Genomic DNA, 21,577 nt, shown 5'->3' with positions numbered 1-21,577 from the left:
TCGAACCGTGTGGAACCACAAGCGATTCCTCGAACGAACCCCCTCTCTCGGTCGCCCTGCCAGCCATGACTGAACACGACCGACTGGAACGGACCGGATCGGGGACCGACTTCGACTTCAAGAACGACGTACTGGCCGAGTTCAAGTCCCAGACCGGCTTGACCGAGCAGACCGTTCGGCTCATCTCGGCGGAGAAAGACGAGCCCGAGTGGATGCTCCAGCGGCGGCTGGACGCTCTCGAACGGTACCGACAGCTACCGATGCCCGAGGGGTGGCCCGGACAGCCGGATCTCTCGGAGATCGACGTCGACGGGATTGTCCCGTACCTGCGGCCCGATCTGGAGACCGACGACAGCGTCGACTCGTGGGAGGACCTTCCCGACGACATCGCGGCCACGTTTGACAGACTCGGTATCCCGGAAGCCGAGCAGCGGGCGCTCTCGGGTGCCGGTGCGCAGTACGAATCCGAGGTCGTCTACCAGAACATGCAAGACCACCTCGAAGAGCAGGGCGTGATCTTCTGTGATATGGACACGGCGGTCCAGGAACACCCCGAACTGGTCCGCGAACACTTCATGACGACGTGTGTCCCACCGTCGGACAACAAATTCGCGGCGCTACACGGTGCCGTCTGGTCGGGCGGCTCGTTCGTCTACGTTCCGGAGGGCGTCACCGTCGAGATGCCCCTCCAGGCGTACTTCCGGATGAACGCCGAGGGGATGGGACAGTTCGAGCACAAGATCGTCATCGCGGAACCGGACTCGGAACTGCACCTCATCGAGGGCTGCTCGGCACCCCACTACGGCACGCACAACCTCCATAGCGGCTGTGTCGAGGTGTTCGTGGGTGAGGGTGCTCACGTCCAGTACTCGACGGTCCAGAACTGGTCGACGAACACGTACAACCTCAACACCAAGCGTGCCATCGTCGAGGCCGACGGGACGATGGAGTGGGTGTCCGGTTCGATGGGGTCGAAGGCGACGATGCTGTATCCGGCGTCGGTCCTCAAGGGTCCCGGCGCGACGGACAACCACATCACGATCGCGTTCGCGGGCGAGGGCCAGAACATCGACACCGGCGCGAAGGTCTACCACAACGCGCCAGACACTCACTCGACCGTCGAGTCGAAGTCGATCTCCAAGGACGGCGGCCGGACGAACTATCGGGGCCTCGTCCACATCGCCGACGGGGCCGAAGATGCTTCGACGAGCGTCGAGTGTGACGCGCTGATGTTCGACAACGAGTCCACGTCGGACACGATGCCGTACATGGAGATCCAGGAGTCGAACGTCGACGTGGCCCACGAGGCGACCGTCGGCAAGATCGGCGACGAGGACGTGTTCTACCTCCAGAGCCGCGGTCTGGACGACGACGACGCAAAGCAGATGATCGTCGCCGGCTTCATCGAGCCGATCACGGAAGAACTGCCCATCGAATACGCGGTCGAACTGAACCGCCTCATCGAACTCGAGATGGAGGGGAGCCTCGGGTGACCGTCGCCCACTCGCGCCGCCGTCCCGAGTAGCAAACTGTTTAGGGCCACCTAAATTATCTATGCCTTATGACGGCGGCAAACACGGACGAACCGATCGAAAACAGTCACGAACCGGCATTCGGGGACGACGCGATCGAGGCGGTGGCGTTCCTGGCCCGCTCGGAGCATCGGCTTCGCGTTCTCGCACTGCTCGACGACGGCGTCCACTCGCGTACCGCGCTCGGCGAGCACACGGGCGTCTCGCGTGTCACGCTCAGTCGCATCCTCAACGACCTCGCCGACCGTACGCTGATCGAGCACGATCCGACGGAAAACACGTACGCACTGACCGGCTTCGGCGAACTCGTCTACGCGGACTTTGCTCGCCTCCTGGGCACTGTCTCCGTCGGGCAGGCGGTTCCCGACGTCGTCGATCGACTGCCCACGGAGTGGTTCGACTTCGAGCTTCGGTGTCTCAGCGAGAGTACGCTGGTGGCCCCCGACAGCGACGACCCGCTCGCTGCCGCGAGGATCGTCGCCAACGCCGTCCAGGATGCTTCGAGCTTTCACGCGCTGCTCGGGACGTTCATCTCGCTGCCGATGTACACGTTCGAGGACGCAGTTCGATCCGGCGATCCGCCCGACGGTGTGGTCCTGTTCGACGCGAGCCTGACGGAGACGATGGTCGACGACGCCGACCTCCGCAATCGCTGGCGACACATCGAAGCCGAGATCGGTTCGACCGTCTATTACACGGTCGACGACCCAGTTCCCTGTAGCATCGACCTCATCGACGGCGACACGGTGTTTCTGACCGTCGACCGCGAACAGCACAGCGGCTTCGATATTCTTCGCTGTACCCATCCGGCAGTCGTTCGCTGGGCCCGAGAGACGATCGAGAGACAACTGGCGGACGCGACCCCGCTCGATCGGTGTCTCTCTGCACGATCCTGAACAGCCGCCTGTACACACACCGCTGGCTGTAACACGGCGTGAACAGCGTAAACGGGCCCGTTACACCACACGGCGCGAATTACTAATGCTGTTTAGGCACGCCTAATTCATATGGTACGCAGACGGCAACTACTCGCAAGTGGTGGCACTCTCATTGGAACAGCTCTCGCCGGTTGTCTCGGCGACACCAGCGGCTCGGAGGAGCCGACGACCACCACCACAGATCGGTCGACGACGACTCGCTCCCGATCGACGGACGGGGCGGCGTCGTACACGGTGACAGTCGAACCGAACCCATCGTACACGTTCGAAACAGTTCCCGAGACCTACGCGGCGATTCCGAGCGTCTGGATGGACATCGGCATGGCGCTGGGCATCCAGCCGACCGCGACAGCTAGTCTCGAACGCGCGCCGCTGAAGTACTACGACGCTCTCCCGAACGTCTCCTTCGAGGAAGACGAGGTGGTGAAACTCGCGTCCGACTCCGAATCCGGCTACGACAAGGAGAACTTCTACGCCGCCGACTGCGACGTTCACCTCATCGATCCGCGGATGTTGAAGTTCTTCGCGAACTGGAACGACTCCGACATCGAGGAGATCCGGACCGGCGTCGGGCCGTTCCTCGGATCGAGCATTCGGTTCGCGTCCTCTTCCGCCGTCGGCCGCGAGCCGTACTACCGACTCTACGGGGCCTTCGAGAAGGCCGCGGAGATCTTCCAGCGCCGCGAGCAGTTCGAAGCGTGGCAGTCGTTCCACGCCGACTTCATGTCGACGATCGAGGCGGGCCTCCCACCGGAAGACGAGCGCCCGACGGTCGCCGCCATCTGGCGCGGCGTCAGGCCGGACTCCGGCCAGTTCCGTATCGCACCACTGGACCCGCTCCAGAACAACACGCTCACGTACCGCCGGCTGGGCATGCGAGACGCCTTCGCCGGCAACGTGCCGGACGGTCCCATCGGGTACGAGGAGCTCCTCGACGCCGATCCGGACTACATCGGTGCTGTCGGTGGGCTCACGTCGCTCACTCACGACGAGTTCGTCGAGACCGTCGTCGAACCGTTCGAGGCCAACTCGAACGGACAGGACCTGACCGCCGTCCAGGAACGGAACCTCGTCCGGACCGGCGGTCAGTTCATGGGTCCGATCGTCGACCTCTTCTCGACGGAGGCACTCGCCAAGATGGTCTATCCGGAGTCCTTCGGCGAGTGGCCGGGATCGCCGGACGCAATCGAGCCGTCCGAACAGCTCTTCGACCGGCAGGCTCTCTCGGCGATCATCAACGGGAACTTCTAGGCATCGATGGCGAAGGTACTCGACGAACTCGCCGAGCGTTCCGCCGTCGGGCGTGACTGGTACGTGACCTCCAAACTCGCCGCACTCGCGCTCTGTAGCCTGGGGATCCTGCTGCTCGTCACCCTCCTGCAGGTGAGCTTCGGCGCGTATCCGCTGACACTCGGCGAGGCGTGGGCGACCGTCTTCGACCCGGCGATCCTGCTGAACGGGGACATCTGGCACGCGTTTCTCCTCAGTGGCGACACCCCGGAGTGGTTCACGCGCCGACAGCTCGTCGTCTGGAACATCCGGCTCCCGCGGATCCTCGTCGGCGTCCTCGTCGGTGCGAACCTCGCGGTCTCGGGCGCGATCTTCCAGATCATCACGCGCAACGAACTCGCCAGCCCCTACATCCTCGGCGTGAGCGACGGCGCTGGCCTGGTCGTGCTCCTCACGCTGACGGCCTTCTCCGGCTTGCTCCCGTTGTTGCCGGTGCTGGCCGCAGCTGGCGGGGGCGCTGCGTTCTTGCTCGTCTACGTCATCGCCTGGAAGAACGGGACCAGTCCCGTCCGGCTGGTACTTGCCGGCGTCGTGGTCGGGACCGTCTTCGGGTCCGTCCAGCGAGCACTGTTTTTCTTCATCGACAATCTCGGTGTCGTCATGTCGGCCCAGACGTGGCTCTCCGGGTCGCTCCTGGGAACCGACTGGGCACAGGTCCGCATCGCGCTCCCGTTTACCGTGCTCGCGATGCTCCTGGCCTTCGCCGTGACCCGAGAGCTCGACGTGTTACTGCTTGGCGAAGAGACTGCCGAGTCGCTCGGCATGCCCGTCGAGAAGGTCCGCTTTGCCGTCGCCGGCATCGCCATCCTCTCGACGGCCGCCGCAATCGCCGTGGCGGGGCTCGTGGGCTTCGTCGGTCTGATCGTCCCCCACATGGTTCGCAACATCGTCGGCAGTGATTCCCGCCGGCTCCTCGCCGGCTGTCTCTTCCTGGGGCCGACGCTGCTGGTCGGTGCCGACGTTGGCGCACGTCTCGTCCTGAGCCCGATACAGCTCCCCGTCGGGATCATCACCGGGCTCGTCGGTGGGCCGTACTTCCTCTACCTGATGCGCAAGAAAGAGAAGTTGGGTGAGGTCTGATGGCGGGCGATCACCGTTCGCGCAAGTCGGGGACCGACGACCGCACGGACGACGCGACGCCCGACCGAAGCCCGACGACGACGGCGGTCCGTGGCACGGATCTCGTCGTGGGCTACGGCGACACGTCCGACCCGGTCATCGATGGGGAGTCGATCGACATCCCGACCGACGAGGTGACCGCGCTCATCGGGCCCAACGGCAGCGGGAAGAGCACCCTGTTGAAAGGACTCGCACACAGGCTCGAACCGGACCGAGGGACGGTTCTGCTCGACGGGCGAGCGGTCGACTCGTTCGGCACGAAGGCGCTGGCTCGGAAACTGGGGCTGCTCTCTCAGGAGAACGTGGCACCCGAGGGGATCTCGGTCGCCGACCTCGTCGAACGCGGTCGGTATCCCCACTGTGGCTTTTTCGACTCGCTGTCGGACACGGACCACGCCGCCGTCGACGACGCGATACAGCTGGCCGGCATCGACCACCTCCGGGAACGGGACGTGGGTAGTCTCAGCGGCGGCCAAGAGCAACTCGTGTGGATCGCGATGGCACTCGCACAGGACACCGACGTGGTGTTGCTCGACGAACCCACGACGTTCCTGGACCCCCACCACCAGCTCGAAGTGATGCAGATCGTCGAGACGCTGCGGGACGAAAGCGACACGACCGTCGTCCTCGTTCTCCACGACATCGGGCAGGCGGCCCGCTACGCCGACCACGTCGTGGCGCTCAAAGACGGGGCGGTGTACGCCCGCGGCCCCCCCGAGTCGATCGTGACGCCGGCCCTGCTCGCCGACGTCTTCGAGATCGAAGCGACGGTCGTCGAGACCGAACACGGCCCTCGGATCGTCCCGCTCGATCCCATTCACGACGACTCCACGTAGGGCGGCTAGGAGACGACAGCAGAGAGACGAGCGTGCTGTCTTCGTGGACTCAAAGCCGTCTTTGAATCTTCCACAGACCGATGGCGTTCCCACTCTGACACTGTGGTATGGAACGCAGAGCGTTTCTGACGACGATCGGTGTCGGACTGACGGCGGCTAGTGGCTGTCTCTCTTCTGGGAGTGCGAACTCACAGACGACTGACCCTTCGACGGACACGACGGAGTCGACCGAGCGTGATCGATTCGAGGCGACACTCGTCGAAACCGACGAGACTGTCGAACGCACCGTCGGCACGGGCGCCCTCGAAGAGCGCGGCCGCCGTCGGCCACACCGCGTCGCGGTCACGAACTCGGGCGACGAGCCCAAACAGGTAACTGTCTCTCTCGAGCGGTCGGGTACCACCGTTCTGGACGAGGTGTTCACACTCCGATCGGCGGCAACAGTCGGTGTCGCGCTCACGGAACTGGGCAGCTACGACCTCACAGTGACCGTGCCAGCAGCCGACGCGACGGAGACGATCTCTCTCGGTCCCGATCGCTTTACGTGTAACGTGACGAAAACGTCGATCGGGATACAGGACGGTGGCGCTCTCGACGTACTGTCGACGTCCACGCGCATGGCCTGCCCCGGTGTCGTCACCGAACGTGTCTCGGCAGACGCCGTCGCCTCACGCACGCTCGGAGACGCCTCGACTGACGAGGACCCGGAGGAGACGACGCACGGCGTCGCCCTCCGGAACGAATCCGACCGGACCTGGACGGCTCGCCTCCTCGTCGACAGCGACGCCGGTCCCCTGTTCGACGGCGTGTACACCGTCGCGCCCGGCGGACGTGTCCGGCTCACGCTCGCCGAACGTGGCAGCTACTCTGTCTCCTTCGACGTGCTCGAAACCGGTGGGACTGCGACCGAACCTGTTCCGTCTTCGTCGTTCGACTGCAACGAGTCCTCGACGCGGGCGACGATCGACGCCGACGGCGAACTGTCCGTGAGTACGATGACGACGCTCGTGGCCTGTCCCGAGCCGACCCCGGATACGACGACGAACTCCTCGTCGTAGTACGACTGGGCAACTCTACGTGCTGTTTTCGCTCGCCAGGGTGTCCCAATGCTGTTCGACTCTCGGACATCGTCTGATCGAACCTCCCCACGTCGCCGCGAACGCCTGTCGTCTCTGAGAAGTTCTCCGAGCGTCCCCCTACACCCCCAAATCGGCGACTCCGGCCTCGATACCCTCCCCACCGCTGTCCTGTGGTTTCACTACCCACGCCGTGTTCGAATCGTTGGCCTTTTATAGTCTCCTCTCTCACGATTATATCCGTACGAGGGATGACGGACGCCGGGTCGCTGCCCGCTACGTCACCCCGGCTCTCGGCGACTTCGGTCGTCGGCGAGTAGCGAGCGAGCGTGTCTCCGATCGCCGCTTCGCGGTGATCGGCACGCTCGCGAAGGATGAGGATCTCACCCCTGCGGTCCGCCGTCAAGATGAGATCTGATGTGAGCCCTGACGGACCCAACACGATGTAGCTGGGGAGGGATACCCCAGCATTTGCTTCCGACGGAGTGATACCTTTCCGCCGCTGACTATGTCAGCACATTCCGGTTGATCCTGCCGGAGGCCATTGCTATCGGAGTCCGATTTAGCCATGCTAGTCGCACGGGTTTAGACCCGTGGCGTATAGCTCAGTAACACGTGGCCAAACTACCCTATAGACCATGATAACCTCGGGAAACTGAGGCTAATCGTGGATATCGCATTCACGCTTGAACTGCCGAATGCGAGAAACGTTCCGGCGCTATAGGATGTGGCTGCGGCCGATTAGGTAGACGGTGGGGTAACGGCCCACCGTGCCAGTAATCGGTACGGGTGGTGACAGCCAGAACCCGGAGACGGTATCTGAGACAAGATACCGGGCCCTACGGGGCGCAGCAGGCGCGAAACCTTTACACTGCACGACAGTGCGATAGGGGGACTCCGAGTGCGAGGGCATATAGCCCTCGCTTTTCTCGACCGTAAGGTGGTCGACGAATAAGGACTGGGCAAGACCGGTGCCAGCCGCCGCGGTAATACCGGCAGTCCGAGTGATGGCCGCTGTTATTGGGCCTAAAGCGTCCGTAGCTTGCCGTGAAAGTCTATCGGGAAATCGACGTGCTCAACACGTCGGCTTCCGGTGGAAACTACACGGCTTGGGGCCGGAAGACTCAGCGGGTACGTCCGGGGTAGGAGTGAAATCCTGTAATCCTGGACGGACCACCAATGGCGAAAGCACGCTGAGAAGCCGGACCCGACAGTGAGGGACGAAAGCCAGGGTCTCGAACCGGATTAGATACCCGGGTAGTCCTGGCCGTAAACGATGCTCGTTAGGTCTGCCGTGCACTACGAGTGCACGGTGAGCCGAAGTGAAGACGATAAACGAGCCGCCTGGGAAGTACGTCCGCAAGGATGAAACTTAAAGGAATTGGCGGGGGAGCACCACAACCGGAGGAGCCTGCGGTTTAATTGGACTCAACGCCGGACATCTCACCAGTCCCGACAGCAATAACGACGGTCAGCTTGACGAGCTTACCCGAGTTGCTGAGAGGAGGTGCATGGCCGCCGTCAGCTCGTACCGTGAGGCATCCTGTTAAGTCAGGTAACGAGCGAGACCCGCATCCGTAGTTGCCAGCGATACCCTGAGGTAGTCGGGTACACTACGGAGACCGCCGACGCTAAGTCGGAGGAAGGAACGGGCAACGGTAGGTCAGTATGCCCCGAATGGACTGGGCAACACGCGGGCTACAATGGTCGAGACAATGGGTCGCGATACCGAGAGGTAGAGCTAATCTCCCAAACTCGGTCGTAGTTCGGATTGTGGGCTGAAACTCGCCCACATGAAGCTGGATTCGGTAGTAATCGCGTGTCAGAAGCGCGCGGTGAATACGTCCCTGCTCCTTGCACACACCGCCCGTCAAAGCACCCGAGTGAGGTCCGGATGAGGCCATCATGCGATGGTCAAATCTGGGCTTCGCAAGGGGGCTTAAGTCGTAACAAGGTAGCCGTAGAGGAATCTGCGGCTGGATCACCTCCTACTGAACGGGATCAGGCCGACGCGCCTGGCCCACCTGCTGTTACCGTTGGTCGAGTGCGACCAACAATCTGGTCGGAAGACCGTGTTGGGCCGTCAGGGCTCACAAGACCTATCCGAGGGCGGATCTCCCCTCCGGGGAGGCTGGGTGCAACTCCCAGCGGGTCCGTACCTCGTAGCAGTTCCGAACCGTGCCCCTTAAGTGTGGGACGGCGCTCGGATCTGGTACGAAGACCAGTGCACTACCCCGTGCAAGCGCGGGTAGGAAGGGTCGATGTACAGACCGGGTCGCACCGGCTGTACTGATGACACCGCGTGTACGTGCGATCCAGGCGTCCACTGGACTCGTGCAATTTCATCGAGTCACAACCAAATTTGACGTTGGCTACTGTGCCGCCTGGTGGATAGCTCGGCTCGGAAGCCGATGACGGACGTGCCAAGCTGCGAAAAGCCATGGGGAGCCGCACGGAGGCAAAGAACCATGGATCTCCGAATGAGAATCCCTTCAACAATTGCTTCGCGCAATGGGGAACCTCGAGAATTGAAACATCTTAGTATCGAGAGGAACAGAAAGCGCAATGCGATGTCGTTACTAACCGCGAGTGAACGCGACACAGCCCAAACCGAAGCCCTCACGGGCAATGTGGTGTACGGACTACCTTTCATCGGCCGACCATCTTCACGAAGTCTTCTGGAACGAAGCGTGATACAGGGTGACAACCCCGTAGTGAAGATCAGTACGTCGTGCGGTAGCTCCAGAGTAGCGGGGGTTGGAAATCCCTCGTCAAGACGGCAGGCATCGACTGCCAAGGCTAAATACTCTCCGAGACCGATAGTGAACAAGTAGCGTGAGCGAACGCTGAAAAGCACCCTCAGACGGGGGTTGCAATAGGGCTTGAAATCAGGTGGCGATCGAGCGACGGGGCTTGAAAGGTCCTGTAACAAACGAAAGCGGCGCGAGCCGTGTGTAGGACTTACAGGAAGCCGAAGTTCCGTCGTGCGTTTTGAAAAACGAGCCAGAGAGTGTGCCTGTTTGGCGAGTCTAACCCGATAATCGGGGAAGGCATAGGGAAACCGACATGGCCGCAGCATTGCGAGGGCCGCCGTCTTCAAGGGCGGGGAGTCAAACGGGCACGACCCGAAACCGGGTGATCTACGCGTGGGCAGGGTGAAGCGTGCCGAAAGGCACGTGGAGGCCCGTTAGGGATGGTGTCCTACAATACCCTCCCGTGACCTACGTGTAGGGGTGAAAGGCCCATCGAACCCGGAAACAGCTGGTTCCAACCAAAACATGTCGAAGCATGACGTCCGCCGAGGTAGTTCGTGGGGTAGAGCGACCGATTGAGGTGCTTCACTTCGAGAGAAGTGAACACTTCTGTCAAACTCCGAACCTACGAACGCCGTCGACGTGGGCAGTCCGGTATGCGGGGTAAGCCTGTGTACCGTAAGGGAGACAACCCAGCGCCGGGTTAAGGTCCCAAAGTGTGGATTAAGTGTGATCGAAAGTGGTCTCAAGCCCTAGACAGCCGGGAGGTGAGCTTAGAAGCAGCTACCCTCTAAGAATAGCGTAACAGCTTACCGGCCGAGGTTTGAGGCGCTGAAAATGATCGGGACTCAAATCCACCACCGAGACCTGGCCGCTCCCGTGAAAGGGAGATCGAGTAGGTTGGCGCTCCGATTGGATGGAAGCAGGGGTGAGAACTCCTGTGGACCGATCGGTGACGACAATTCTGGCCATAGTAGCAGCGATAGTCGGGTGAGAATTCCGACGGCCGAACGAGCAAGGGTTCCTCAGCACTGTTCGTCAACTGAGGGTTAGCCGGTCCTAAGTCCCCCCGTAATTCGAAGGGGACGACATGGGAAGCTGGTTAATATTCCAGCGCTCGTATGCAGTGAAACCGACGCCTCGGGGTCGACCAAGCCGGGCCTTCGCCCGGTCGAACCGTCCAAATCCGTGGAAGCCGTAATGGCAGGAAGCGGACGAACGGCGGGAGAGTGAAAATTGGTTCAACCTGGGGCCCGTGAAAAGGGAGCATACGATCCGTACCGAGATCCGACACAGGTGCTCGTGGCGGCGAAAGCCAAGGCCTGTCGGGAACAACCGACGTTAGGGAATTCGGCAAGTTAGTCCCGTACCTTCGGAATAAGGGATGCCTGCTCCTGACAGGAGCAGGTCGCAGTGACTCGGACGCTCCGACTGTCTAGTAACAACATAGGTGACCGCAAATCCGCAAGGACTCGTACGGTCACTGAATCCTGCCCAGTGCGGGTATCTGAACACCTAGTACAATAGGACGAAGGACCCGTCAACGGCGGGGGTAACTATGACCCTCTTAAGGTAGCGTAGTACCTTGCCGCTTCAGTAGCGGCTTGCATGAATGGATTAACGAGAGCGTCACTGTCCCAACGTTGGGCCCGGTGAACTGTACGTTCCAGTGCGGAGTCTGGAGACCCCCAAGGGGAAGCGAAGACCCTATGGAGCTTTACTGCAGGCTGTTGCTGGGACATGGTCGCTACTGTGCAGAGTAGGTAGGAGCCATTACACAGGTACCCGCGCTAGCGGGCCACCGAGGCAGACATGAAACACTACCCGGTAGTGACTGTGACCCTCACTCCTGGCGGAGGACACCAATAGCCGGGCAGTTTGACTGGGGCGGTACGCGCTCGAAAGAATATCGAGCGCGCCCTAAGGCTATCTCAGCCGTGACAGAGACGCGGCGAAGAGCGCAAGAGCAAAAGATAGCTTGACAGTGTCACTACCAACACGGTGACGCTGACGCGAAAGCGTGGTCTAGCGAACGGATGCGCCTGCTTGATGCGGGCCGATCTACGACAGAAAAGCTACCCTAGGGATAACAGAGTCGTCACCGGCAAGAGCACATATCGACCCGGTGGCTTGCTACCTCGATGTCGGTTCCCTCCATCCTGCCCGTGCAGCAGCGGGCAAGGGTGAGGTTGTTCGCCTATTAAAGGAGGTCGTGAGCTGGGTTTAGACCGTCGTGAGACAGGTCGGCTGCTATCTATTGGGGGTGTAAAGGTATCTGACGGGAACGATCGTATAGTACGAGAGGAACTCCGATTGGTGGCCACTGGTGTACCGGTTGTCCGAGAGGGCACGTGCCGGGCAGCCACGCCACACGGGGTAAGAGCTGAATGCATCTAAGCTCGAAACCCACCTGGAAAAGAGATACCGCAGAGGTCACTCGTAGAAGACGAGATAGATAGACTCGGGGTGTACGCGTCGAGGCAACGAGACGTTGAGCCCGCGAGCACTAATCGACCGAAGCCACACACTCATTGCACTGTGACTCGATTTGCACGAGTCCAGGCGTTTACTGGATCGCACGTATTGCGCGGAGACCGAGAGTGGTAGTTTCACGGTTCGATTCCGTGACTCGGCGTAAAGGCGGCCATAGCGGCAGGGAAACACCCGTACCCATCCCGAACACGGCGGTTAAGCCTGCCAGCGTTCCGGTGAGTACTGGGGTGTGCGAACCCCTGGGAAAGCCGGTTCGCCGCCTGCTATTCATACTACAGAGCCCACAGCCGTGGTGGCTGTGGGCTTTTTTCATATCGATCGGGGAGCGGTGGTGCCCGATCTCTCCCTCTTCTGAGAGGCATCGCTCCGATGGAAGAGAGGCTCGTTGCAGTCGTGTGAAGACCATGTCGGCGTCTCCGTCCGGATCAGTGATCCTCCTCGCTCGTGACGAGGACCACCGCGACGGCGCTTCGACGCATGCAAAAGCACAGTGGGTCGCCGGTCACACGTGTCGTCTCCGATCGCTTCGCACACCTGCGGGTCCGTCGTCGTTCGCTGCGTGGGTCGTGGTCTACGAGCTCGGGCCTCCAGTGACGGTCCAGAACAGACTCTTGATGGACTTGCCGAGGAAGTATCCGACGATGGCCCACAGCACGCCACTCTCGACGCCGTACAACCCGAACCCGACAGCACCGCACAGCAGCGCGCACGCGATCTCCGGCCGGTTGATTACCGATTGCTTCATGCGGATCGCTGTTGCCCGACGACCGAGAGCGTTCTCCCGAACCGATTCGCCGGTGGCGACACCGACCGTCGCTTAGAGTCGTGTGTGGTCGCCTGTTAGTTCGAAAGGCGAATCTAACCTCCTGGTGGGTCAAAACGACCATCGTATCTTAAATTAGGGGACCAAAAATGATTGTCTATATCTAAAAAATCCAATGATGTGATCATATATCTGAAATGAGGAATGGTATGGGGTATTTTGTTGTAATAAGAGGTGAATATATCTATGGAAAAATCGAAGATATGGACGATTTGGTGATTCCTCCTCCGGTCATGGAGACACGGTCGTTCTACGAGTGACTGCACGGGATACGGGATAGCCCGATTCTATTACAGCATTAGTGTTGTAATGCAGGCGCTGGTCCGATATGCCACCAAGTCCGCTAATAGGGAATCCCATGCACTATAGGCGAACTTCGTTCACTATTGGCTATTCCCTCGCGTTCTTCTGGCATAGATCTGGTTCTCGAAGCGAACGGTTCAGCTATGCTGAACTCCAGTCGCCATGTCTGTACACGTACTGACTCTCTCGACGGCTGTCGTCAGTCTGGTCACGCTGTCGGCGGCTCGAACGGTCTCCAACTGTGATGAAAGAGTTCGGTATCCGGTTACGAGGTCTGTACCCGGAGCGTCGGCACCTTCTCGTCGGCGTCTCGGCTGTTGAAGTCGGTGTACAGGCCGCTCTGTGGCTGCTGGACGGCCAGACTGACGACGCTATCGCCGCCGGCCTCCGATTGGACGAACTCGGTCACGTCGACGGTCCACCACTGCGGTGTCCGGGTGACGGTGACCGAACCGAGTGCCGAGCCCAGATCGGGTTTCGTGTCCCAGGTGAGTCCGCTCTCCGTCCAGCTGTCGTCGTCGACGGCGTTGATTGCACAGTCGACGGCATCTCCGCCGCTGTCGTCGGTGACCGCGCCGTAGAGGTAGAGCACGGCCTCGTCGACCGAACCCGACAGCGCGCTCAGGTCGAAGGTGAGATACCCCTGTCGACTGTAGTCGGTCGACGCGTTCTTGACGACCAGCGACGACCACGATCCGTAGTTGTCACCGGAGTACGACCCGTCTCGGACGAAGGTGTCGGCCGTCGGGGTGAGTGCCGTCGTGTCGGGGCGACTGGTCGTGACGCGCAGCGACGGCGGGTGCTCGTCTGCCTCCCGGCTGTCGAAGCTGGCGTAGCGCTCGTCGTTCGGTTGCCGGAGTGCGACACTGGCGATACCGTCACCGCTGGCGGCTGTCTGTACGAACTCGGTCACGTCTTCGCGCCACCAGCGCCGTTCCCGCGTGACGGTCAGAGTGCCCAGCGACGAGCCCAGCTCGGGTTTCGTGTCCCAGGTGAGTCCGTCCTCCGTCCAGCTGTCGTCGTCGACGGCGGCGACCGTACAGTCGACGGACGCTCCGCCGTTGTCGTCGGTGACCGCGCCGTACACGTCGAGCACGGCCTCCTGTACCTCGCCCGCGACTGACGCCAGGTCGAACGCGAGATACGATTCTCTGCTGTAGCCCGTCGGACCGCCTTTGACGACCAACGAGGACCACGAACCGTAGTTGTCACCGGAGTACGACCCGTCCCGGACGAACGTGTCTGCACGCGGTGAGAGCTCCGTCACGGGAGCGTCGAAGGTCGCCGAGTGGGTCGCACCGCGAGTGCCGCCGACGGCGACCTCCATCGTGACACCTGGCTGGAACTGCGTGACGCCGACCGCCGAGTCCGTCCCGACGATTCCGTCCGTATAGTGATCGTACTCGACGGTGACCGTCTCCTGTGTTCGGGAGGGGTCGGCGACGCCGATCACGAGCTCGTCGTTGCGGTGTCTGACGACGACGGCTGCCGGGCCGCTCACCGAGAGCGTTCGCTCGGAGCCGGGGACCGTGATCGAACCGCTACTCCAGAAGTTGGCGGCTGTCAACCCCAGGCGTGGCACCGTGACGGCCTGGACCGTGGCGTCGTTGGCGACGATCTCGAAGCCGGGCTCCTGACTCCTTTGTCGCGTCTCGGATGCGGTGTGGCCCGGGAGCAGTGCGTACGCGTACGTCTCGGCGCTGGGATCGACACCGTGGTCGAGCCAGAGGGTCTGGTACTCGCGGGTCAGCGACTCGCTCGGTCCGCCCGCGTTGATCTCCTGCCAGGAACCGGTGCGTTCCTCGCGCTTGGCTTCGAGGTTCGGCTGGTTCGGGAACAGGTAGCCACCGACGCCGTCGAGGTGCGCCCAGGACACGCCGGTGAGCGTCTCGGACCAGTCCGGTGTCGTGGACTTCTCGGTGTCGTCGACGGTGAGCGTCTCGCTCCCGTCCGTGTGGAGATTCCGGTTCTCGACGGTGGTCTCGATCGGGCGGCCGTCGGTGCTGGTGATGTTCGTTATATTAAAAGTTCTGTCAAGCGACAACGAACTGTCACTCTTACACTCGTCACACGCCCTATCTCCGGTGTAGACCGCGCTGCACGTCCGATTTCCAAAAGAATGAATAGCGGACGGGGACAGTGGACAGACAGCATGCCCGACTGGACAGATCCGCGAGTAGTCGGTCGTAACAGGCTCGCACCACACACCGACGTGTTCCCGTTCCCGGACGAGCAATCTGCACGCCAGGACAGCGTGACTGCCTCGCTGTGGGTCCGGCGATTGAACGGCGAGTGGCAGTTTCACCTCGCCGAGACCCCTGCGGACGCGCCAGCGATTCCGGGTGCGACGGACGACGTCGAGTGGGACCGCATCGAGGTTCCGCTGAACTGGCAACTCGACGGCCACGGACACCCACACTACACGAACGTCGTCTACCCGTTCCCGGTCGATCCGCCCAACGTCCCGACCGAGAACCCGACGGGGACGTACCGGCGCTCCGTCCACGTCGAGGAGGACTGGGACGGTCGACAGATCCGCCTGCGCTTCGAGGGCGTCGACTCCGCCTTCCACCTCTGGGTCAACGGCGAGCGCGTCGGCTACAGCGAGGGCGCGCGTCTCCCCGCCGAGTTCGACGTGAGCGACTACGTCGAACCCGGAGAGAACACGGTCACGGCACGGGTCTACAAGTGGACCAACGGGAGCTACCTCGAAGACCAGGACATGTGGTGGCTCAGCGGTATCTTCCGTGACGTCTCTCTGTACGCCGTACCGGAGACCCACGTCGCCGATATCGACGTCCGCACCGAGCTGGACGACGACTACGTCGACGCCGAGTTCTCCGCGGCGGTCGACATCGAATCAGCAGGCGATGAGGACGCGACCGGCCGTCTCCGCGCCGCTCTGGTCGACGAGGCGGGCGACACCGTCGCCACCTTCGCGGAGTCGTACGCACTGGCCGACGGCGAGACGACGCTCTCGCTGTCGACGACCGTCGAGGACCCGGACAAGTGGACCGCAGAGACGCCCGACCGCTACACGCTCCTGGTGACGCTGCTGGACGACGGGACGCCCGTCGAGACCGTTCGCGAGACGGTCGGCTTCCGCGAGGTCGAGATCGCCGACGGTCAGTTCCTGGTCAACGGCGAAGCCGTGACGATCCGCGGCGTGAACCGCCACGACTTCGATCCCGACCGGGGACGGGCCGTCACCGTCGACCAGATGCGCGCGGACATCGAGCTGATGAAACGACACAACGTCAACGCCGTCCGGACCGCTCACTACCCCAACGACACGCGGTTCTACGACCTCTGTGACGAGTACGGGCTCTACGTCATGGACGAGACCGACATCGAGTGTCACGGGATGGAACGCATCGACGCCGTCCAGCACCTCAGCGACGATCCGGCGTGGGAAGACACCTACGTCGACCGGATGGTCCGGATGCTCGAACGCGACAAGAACCACCCCAGCGTCGTGATCTGGTCGCTGGGCAACGAGTCCGCCGTCGGGGCCCACCACGAGACGATGTACGAACTGACACGCGAGCGCGACCCGACGCGGCCGGTCCACTACGAGCAGGACCACGACCAGCGGGTCAGCGACATCGTCGGGCCCATGTACACCCCGCCCGAGGACATCGAAGACCTGGCAGTCGACGATCCGGACCACCCCGTGATCCTCTGTGAGTACGCCCACGCCATGGGGAACGGTCCCGGCGGCTTCGAGACGTACTGGGACGTGTTCGAGGGCCACGAGCGACTGCAGGGCGGGTTCGTCTGGGACTGGATCGATCAGGGCATCCGCCAGACGACCGAGGACGGAACGGAGTGGTTCGCCTACGGCGGCGACTTCGGCGACGAACCCAACACTGGCAACTTCAACATCAACGGTCTCGTCTTTCCCGATCGGACGCCCTCGCCGGGGCTCACCGAGTTCAAGAACGTCGTCGAGCCGGTCACGTTCGAGCCCGCAGATCTCGACCGGGGCGAACTCGTCGTCGAGAACCGCTACGACTTCCGCGGGCTCGACCACCTCCGCGCCCGGTGGCGCGTCGAGGCCGACGGCCGGGTCGTCCAGAGCGGCACGCTCGAACTCCCCGCCGTCGCACCCGGCGACAGCGAACCCGTCACGGTGCCGTTCGAGGACGCCGACCGGGGCGAGCAGTTCCTCGTCGTCGAGGTCTCGCTGGCCAGCGACACCTCGTGGGCACCGGCCGGCCACACGGTCGCCACGACTCAGCTCGAACTGCCGACGAGCGAGGCACCGACGGTGCCGGCCGCGACGCTTCCCGCCCCGCTGTCCTGTGAGCGCAGCGACGACGAGATCGTCGTCTCGAACGCGGACTTCGAGCTCCGGTTCGACGCCCGCTACGGCGTCGTCGACTCGCTGTCCTACCGCGGTCGGTCGGTCGTCACCGAGGGTCCCGAGATCGGACTCTGGCGTGCGCCGACGGACAACGACAGAGGGCTGCCGCTGGTCCCGACCTTCTTCACGCGCTTCCTCGAACTACACGAAAACGAGGAACCGATCGCCGACTGGGACGCGCGGACGGTCGGCTTCGCACAGATCTGGCGCGAGCACGGTCTCGACAGCTTGCAGTTCCGCGTCGACGCCGTCGACACCGAGATCGGCGAGGAGACGGTCACGATCACCGTCGACGGTCGCCTCGCGCCGCCGATGTTCGCCCACGGGTTCGCGACGACGCAGACGTACACGATCCACCCCACCGGTGCCGTCGAGATCGAGACGCACCTCGACCCCGAGGGCGACCTGTCGATGCTCCCGTCGCTGCCACGGCTCGGACTCGACCTGACGCTCGACGGGGACTTCGACCACGTCACGTGGTACGGCCGCGGTCCGGGCGAGTCCTACGCCGACAGCGAGCAGGCGTCCCCCGTCGGTCGGTACGAGGCCGACGTTGCCGACCTCCACACGCCCTACGTCAGGCCCCAGGCGAACGGCAACCGCAGCGACACCCGCTGGGTGGCTCTCACCGACCGCAACGGTACCGGGCTCCTCGCGACCGGGGACTCGCTGCTCGACGTGACCGCACACCACTACTCGACCGAGCAACTTGAGGGCGCAGATCACGAACACGAACTGTCCCGCGAGGACGACGTGTTCCTCTCCGTGGACCACGCACACTCCGGGCTCGGCTCCGGTAGCTGTGGACCGGAGACGTTCGAGTCCGACCGCGTCCAGCCCGAGCCGACCTCGTTCACGATCACGCTACACCCATACGTCGACGACTGATACGACCGGCTGTACGTCTGTGAACGATTTCGCCACCCCGAGGTGGCCGAAGCACGTCACGAAGTTACAGCCGGCAGTATGAGCGACACGCAGCCGTCTCCTCTCGTTTTCCACTCGCTGTCGAACACGCCACAGTACGCACCGTCTCTGGTCGATCTCTCTGGGCGTGACACGCCGAAGGAGAATGCGAGCGGCGACGACTTAGAACTGCGCCGCCTGCGGTTCGATCTCGTCGGTCTTGGTCTTGATCGCTGCGCCGGTTTCGCTCTCGAAGAGGTACATCGCCGACTCGGCGAAGGAGAGACCGACCCGCTGGCCGGGCTCCGGGCGAACGGTCACCTCGGTCCGGGCGACGACCTCCGTGTCGCCGACGGTGCCGTAGATGAAGTTCTCGTTGCCCATCTTCTCGACGACGGTGACGGTCATGTCGTCCCCGCCCTCTTCGATCGTCAGGTCTTCCGGACGGATCCCGAGGCGGACGGTGTCGTCCTCGACGCTGTGGGCTTCGAGTTCGTAGCTGAAGCCACTCGGAGCGGTCAGTGTCTGTCCGTCGACGCTCACGTCGAAGAAGTTGATGCTCGGGCTCCCGATGAAGCCGGCGACGAACTCGTTTGCGGGACTCCGATAGATCTCTTCGGGCGGCGCGACCTGCTGGAGGAGCCCGTCGTCCAGCACGGCGATCCGATCGCCCATCGCCATCGCCTCGGTCTGGTCGTGAGTGACGTACACCGTCGTCACGCCGAGGTCGTTCTGGAGTTCCTGGATCTCGGTGCGCATCTCTGCCCGGAGCTTCGCGTCGAGATTCGAGAGCGGCTCGTCCATCAGGAAGATACCGGGTTCGCGAACGATCGAACGCCCGAGCGCGACGCGTTGCTGTTGTCCGCCCGAGAGCTCGTCGGGCGTCTTCGAGAGGAGGTCCTCGATTCCCATCATCTCGGCCACGTCGGTGACGCGACTGTCGATCTCCGGCGTCGTCAGCGTCGAGGAGAGGCGCAGACCGAAGCTGATGTTCTTTCGGACCGTCATGTGGGGGTACAGCGCGTAGTTCTGGAACACCATCGCCACGTCGCGGTCCCGCGGCCGGAGGTCGTTGACGACCGTCTCACCGAACCGGATCTCTCCGCCGGTCGCGTCTTCGAGGCCGGCGATACATCGCAGCGTCGTCGACTTCCCACAGCCCGACGGACCGACGAAGACGAGGAACTCGCCGTCCTCGATCTCGAGGTCGACGTCCTCGACGGCGACGATCTCGTTGTCGGGGATGTCGTCCATGTCAGTCGCGTCGTAGCTCTTCGTCAATCCATCGAGAGTTATTGCTGTCATCGTGTATCACTCCTTGACTGCTCCGCCGAGTATACCGTTTACGAAGTGGCGCTGTAGCAGGATGAACACCACGAACATCGGGACGATCGCCATCGCGGACGCGACCATCAGCTGGTCGTACGCGATCATGTCGTTGCTCATGATCTTCGAGATGGCCACCGGGATCGTGTACTTCCCTTCGCGCAACACCACGAGGGGCCACAGGAAGAGATTCCACTGGAAGAGAAACAGGATCACCGCCAGCGCGGCGAGCGACGACTTCATCGACGGGAGCACGACGCGGTAGTACAGCTGGAACTCCGACGCGCCGTCCATCCGTGCGGCTTCGAGCAGCGAGTCCGGGATCGACTGCATCGCCTGTTTCATGAAGAAGATCCCCAGCGGATACGCGGCCCACGGGAGGATCACGGCCCAGTAGCTGTTCGACAGGCCCATGTTCGAGACGAGCAGGAACAGCGGGATCACCAGCAGATTCGTCGGGAGCAACAGCGTTCCCAGAATCCCCATGAACAGCGCCCGCTTGTACTTGAAGTCGTACTTCGCCAGCGCGAAGCCGCCCATCGAACAGAACAGCAGCGCCAGGCCCGTGTAGACGACCGCGATCACGAGACTGTTGAGCATGCTCCGGTAGAAGTCGACTTCCGGCCGAGCGGCGAGCGCCTCGGCGTTTGTCAGGAAGTTCGACCCCGGAATCAGCCGCGGCAGTTCACCGGCACCACCGGCGAAGATCGCCGACTGTGGCAGCGTCGAGGCGACGACGACCCAGTAGATGGGGAACATCATCACCATCGTGACGGCGACGAGGAACCCGTAGCCACCGAACTGCCACAGCGCCTCCTTTTCGAGTTTTTCGTGCATCTTAGGACACCTTGAATTGGATGAGCGACAGGGTCATGATGATCGCCACGAGGGCGACGGTCAGTGCGCTCCCGTAGCCCAGTTCGAGGTTCTGGAACGCGACCTGCCAGATGTAGTAGACGATCGTTCGCGTCTCGTTGATCGGGCCCCCAGAGCTGATGACGATCATCGGCTCGGCGAACTTCTTGAAGACGCCGATCGTCGTCGTCACGAAGACGAACAGCATGATCGGTTTCAGCTGTGGCAGCGTGATGTGGCGGAACTTCTGGATCTTCGTCGCGCCGCCGATCTCCGCGGCCTCGTACAGCGACGGCGAGATCGTCTGTAGTCCGGCGAGGATGATGATCATGTTGTACCCCGTCCAGCGCCACACCGACATGAACGCCACGAGGTTCCGCGCCCAGAAGCCGTCGCTGAGCCAGTCGATCGGACTGATTCCCACGGCGCCGAGCGCGATGTCGGCGATCCCGCCTTCCGCCGCGATCACGATGAACACGGCGGAGTACGCGACCGTGTTCGCCGACACCGGGAGCAACAGGAGACTCCTGAAGATGCCCTTGTACTTGGTGTAGGCGGCGTTCAACACGAGCGCGAGCCCGAGTGCCAGCGCGACCATCAGGGGCACCTGCACGACGAAGATGATCGCCGTGTTCAACAGCGACTGGTAGAACACGCTGTCGGTGAGCAGGCGTCGATAGTTGTCCAGACCGACGTACTGGAGGTTCGCCATCTCGGGGATCATGATCTGGTACGCCCCGATGTCGATGGCGAACAGCGCCTCCGTCGAGACGCCCTGGAACGTGAAGAAAGACAGGTAGAAGGTGTAGAAAACCGGGATCGCGAGGAACACGCCGAACAGCAGGAAGAACGGACTCAAGAACAACAGCGGCGTTCCAGGCAGCGTCGGGAGTCGGTCTTTCAACTGCTCGCGCTTGAATCGAACCTGATCGAGCAGCGGAACGAGCAGCTGGCGGCTCAT

At 62.5% G+C, this 21,577-nt stretch carries 12 protein-coding genes and 3 rRNA genes; 10 read left to right on the top strand and 5 right to left on the bottom strand.

The features are described 5' to 3' along the window. The first annotated feature begins 65 nt into the window (after positions 1 to 65). The 9 genes from sufB to rrf all read left to right on the top strand — a co-directional run bounded on the left by sufB (position 66) and on the right by rrf (position 12,302). Positions 66 to 1,493: a Fe-S cluster assembly protein SufB gene (gene sufB / locus AC5FRZ_RS17475; RefSeq protein WP_493565271.1), complete on the top strand. Its 1,428-nt coding sequence runs from the start codon at positions 66 to 68 to the stop codon at positions 1,491 to 1,493. 68 nt (positions 1,494 to 1,561) lie between these two features. After that, a complete protein-coding gene (locus AC5FRZ_RS17470) occupies positions 1,562 to 2,428 on the top strand; it encodes a helix-turn-helix transcriptional regulator (protein WP_493565270.1) in 867 nt (288 codons plus the stop codon). 111 nt (positions 2,429 to 2,539) lie between these two features. After that, a complete protein-coding gene (locus AC5FRZ_RS17465) occupies positions 2,540 to 3,721 on the top strand; it encodes an ABC transporter substrate-binding protein (protein WP_372480847.1) in 1,182 nt (393 codons plus the stop codon). Between the two features lie 6 nt (positions 3,722 to 3,727). Then, positions 3,728 to 4,840, top strand: coding sequence for a FecCD family ABC transporter permease (locus AC5FRZ_RS17460; RefSeq protein WP_493565269.1), 1,113 nt, complete (start codon positions 3,728 to 3,730; stop codon positions 4,838 to 4,840). After that, a complete protein-coding gene (locus AC5FRZ_RS17455; protein ID WP_493565268.1) occupies positions 4,840 to 5,715 on the top strand; it encodes an ABC transporter ATP-binding protein in 876 nt (291 codons plus the stop codon). Before AC5FRZ_RS17460 ends, AC5FRZ_RS17455 begins: the two co-directional genes overlap by 1 nt. A 107-nt stretch (positions 5,716 to 5,822) precedes the next feature. Further along, positions 5,823 to 6,773 carry a hypothetical protein gene (locus AC5FRZ_RS17450; protein ID WP_493565267.1) on the top strand — a complete coding sequence of 317 codons (951 nt, stop codon included), beginning with the start codon at positions 5,823 to 5,825 and terminating at the stop codon, positions 6,771 to 6,773. Between the two features lie 536 nt (positions 6,774 to 7,309). Continuing rightward, positions 7,310 to 8,781: ribosomal RNA gene (locus tag AC5FRZ_RS17445) — 16S ribosomal RNA — on the top strand. 373 nt (positions 8,782 to 9,154) lie between these two features. Further along, positions 9,155 to 12,073, top strand: a 23S ribosomal RNA gene (locus AC5FRZ_RS17440). A gap of 107 nt (positions 12,074 to 12,180) precedes the next feature. Beyond that, positions 12,181 to 12,302 (top strand): 5S ribosomal RNA (gene rrf / locus AC5FRZ_RS17435). The 16S, 23S and 5S rRNA genes sit together here, the layout of an rRNA operon. A 306-nt stretch (positions 12,303 to 12,608) precedes the next feature. On the opposite strand, the gene AC5FRZ_RS17430 is transcribed toward rrf, so the two are convergent. Together AC5FRZ_RS17430 and AC5FRZ_RS17425 are read right to left on the bottom strand one after the other, a co-directional pair. Further along, positions 12,609 to 12,782, bottom strand: a complete 174-nt coding sequence (locus tag AC5FRZ_RS17430; protein WP_493565266.1) for a hypothetical protein — start codon at positions 12,780 to 12,782, stop codon at positions 12,609 to 12,611. A 646-nt stretch (positions 12,783 to 13,428) separates the two neighbouring features. Next, positions 13,429 to 15,207, bottom strand: a complete 1,779-nt coding sequence (locus AC5FRZ_RS17425) for a CBM96 family carbohydrate-binding protein (protein WP_493565265.1) — start codon at positions 15,205 to 15,207, stop codon at positions 13,429 to 13,431. A gap of 108 nt (positions 15,208 to 15,315) precedes the next feature. Between AC5FRZ_RS17425 and AC5FRZ_RS17420 the strand changes: the two genes are divergently transcribed. After that, the gene (locus AC5FRZ_RS17420; protein ID WP_493565264.1) at positions 15,316 to 18,417 is read left to right on the top strand and encodes a glycoside hydrolase family 2 TIM barrel-domain containing protein; all 3,102 of its coding nucleotides are present in this window, start codon (positions 15,316 to 15,318) and stop codon (positions 18,415 to 18,417) included. Between the two features lie 201 nt (positions 18,418 to 18,618). Here the strand turns inward: AC5FRZ_RS17420 and AC5FRZ_RS17415 are convergent, their stop codons facing one another. From AC5FRZ_RS17415 to AC5FRZ_RS17405, 3 genes are read right to left on the bottom strand one after another with little or no spacing between them, the layout of a single operon-like run. Further along, complete coding sequence (locus AC5FRZ_RS17415) at positions 18,619 to 19,740, bottom strand: ABC transporter ATP-binding protein (RefSeq protein ID WP_493565263.1); 1,122 nt, start codon at positions 19,738 to 19,740, stop codon at positions 18,619 to 18,621. 6 nt (positions 19,741 to 19,746) lie between these two features. Continuing rightward, entirely contained in the window at positions 19,747 to 20,598 is an 852-nt protein-coding gene (locus tag AC5FRZ_RS17410) for a carbohydrate ABC transporter permease (protein WP_170092921.1), read from the bottom strand. A 1-nt stretch (position 20,599) separates the two neighbouring features. Beyond that, positions 20,600 to 21,577 carry a carbohydrate ABC transporter permease gene (locus AC5FRZ_RS17405; RefSeq protein ID WP_170092920.1) on the bottom strand — a complete coding sequence of 326 codons (978 nt, stop codon included), beginning with the start codon at positions 21,575 to 21,577 and terminating at the stop codon, positions 20,600 to 20,602.

Source organism: Halomicrobium sp. HArcht1-1 (genome assembly GCF_058933285.1).
The sequence above is the reverse complement of the archived record's forward strand: the minus strand, read 5'-3'. Positions and strand labels throughout refer to the sequence as shown.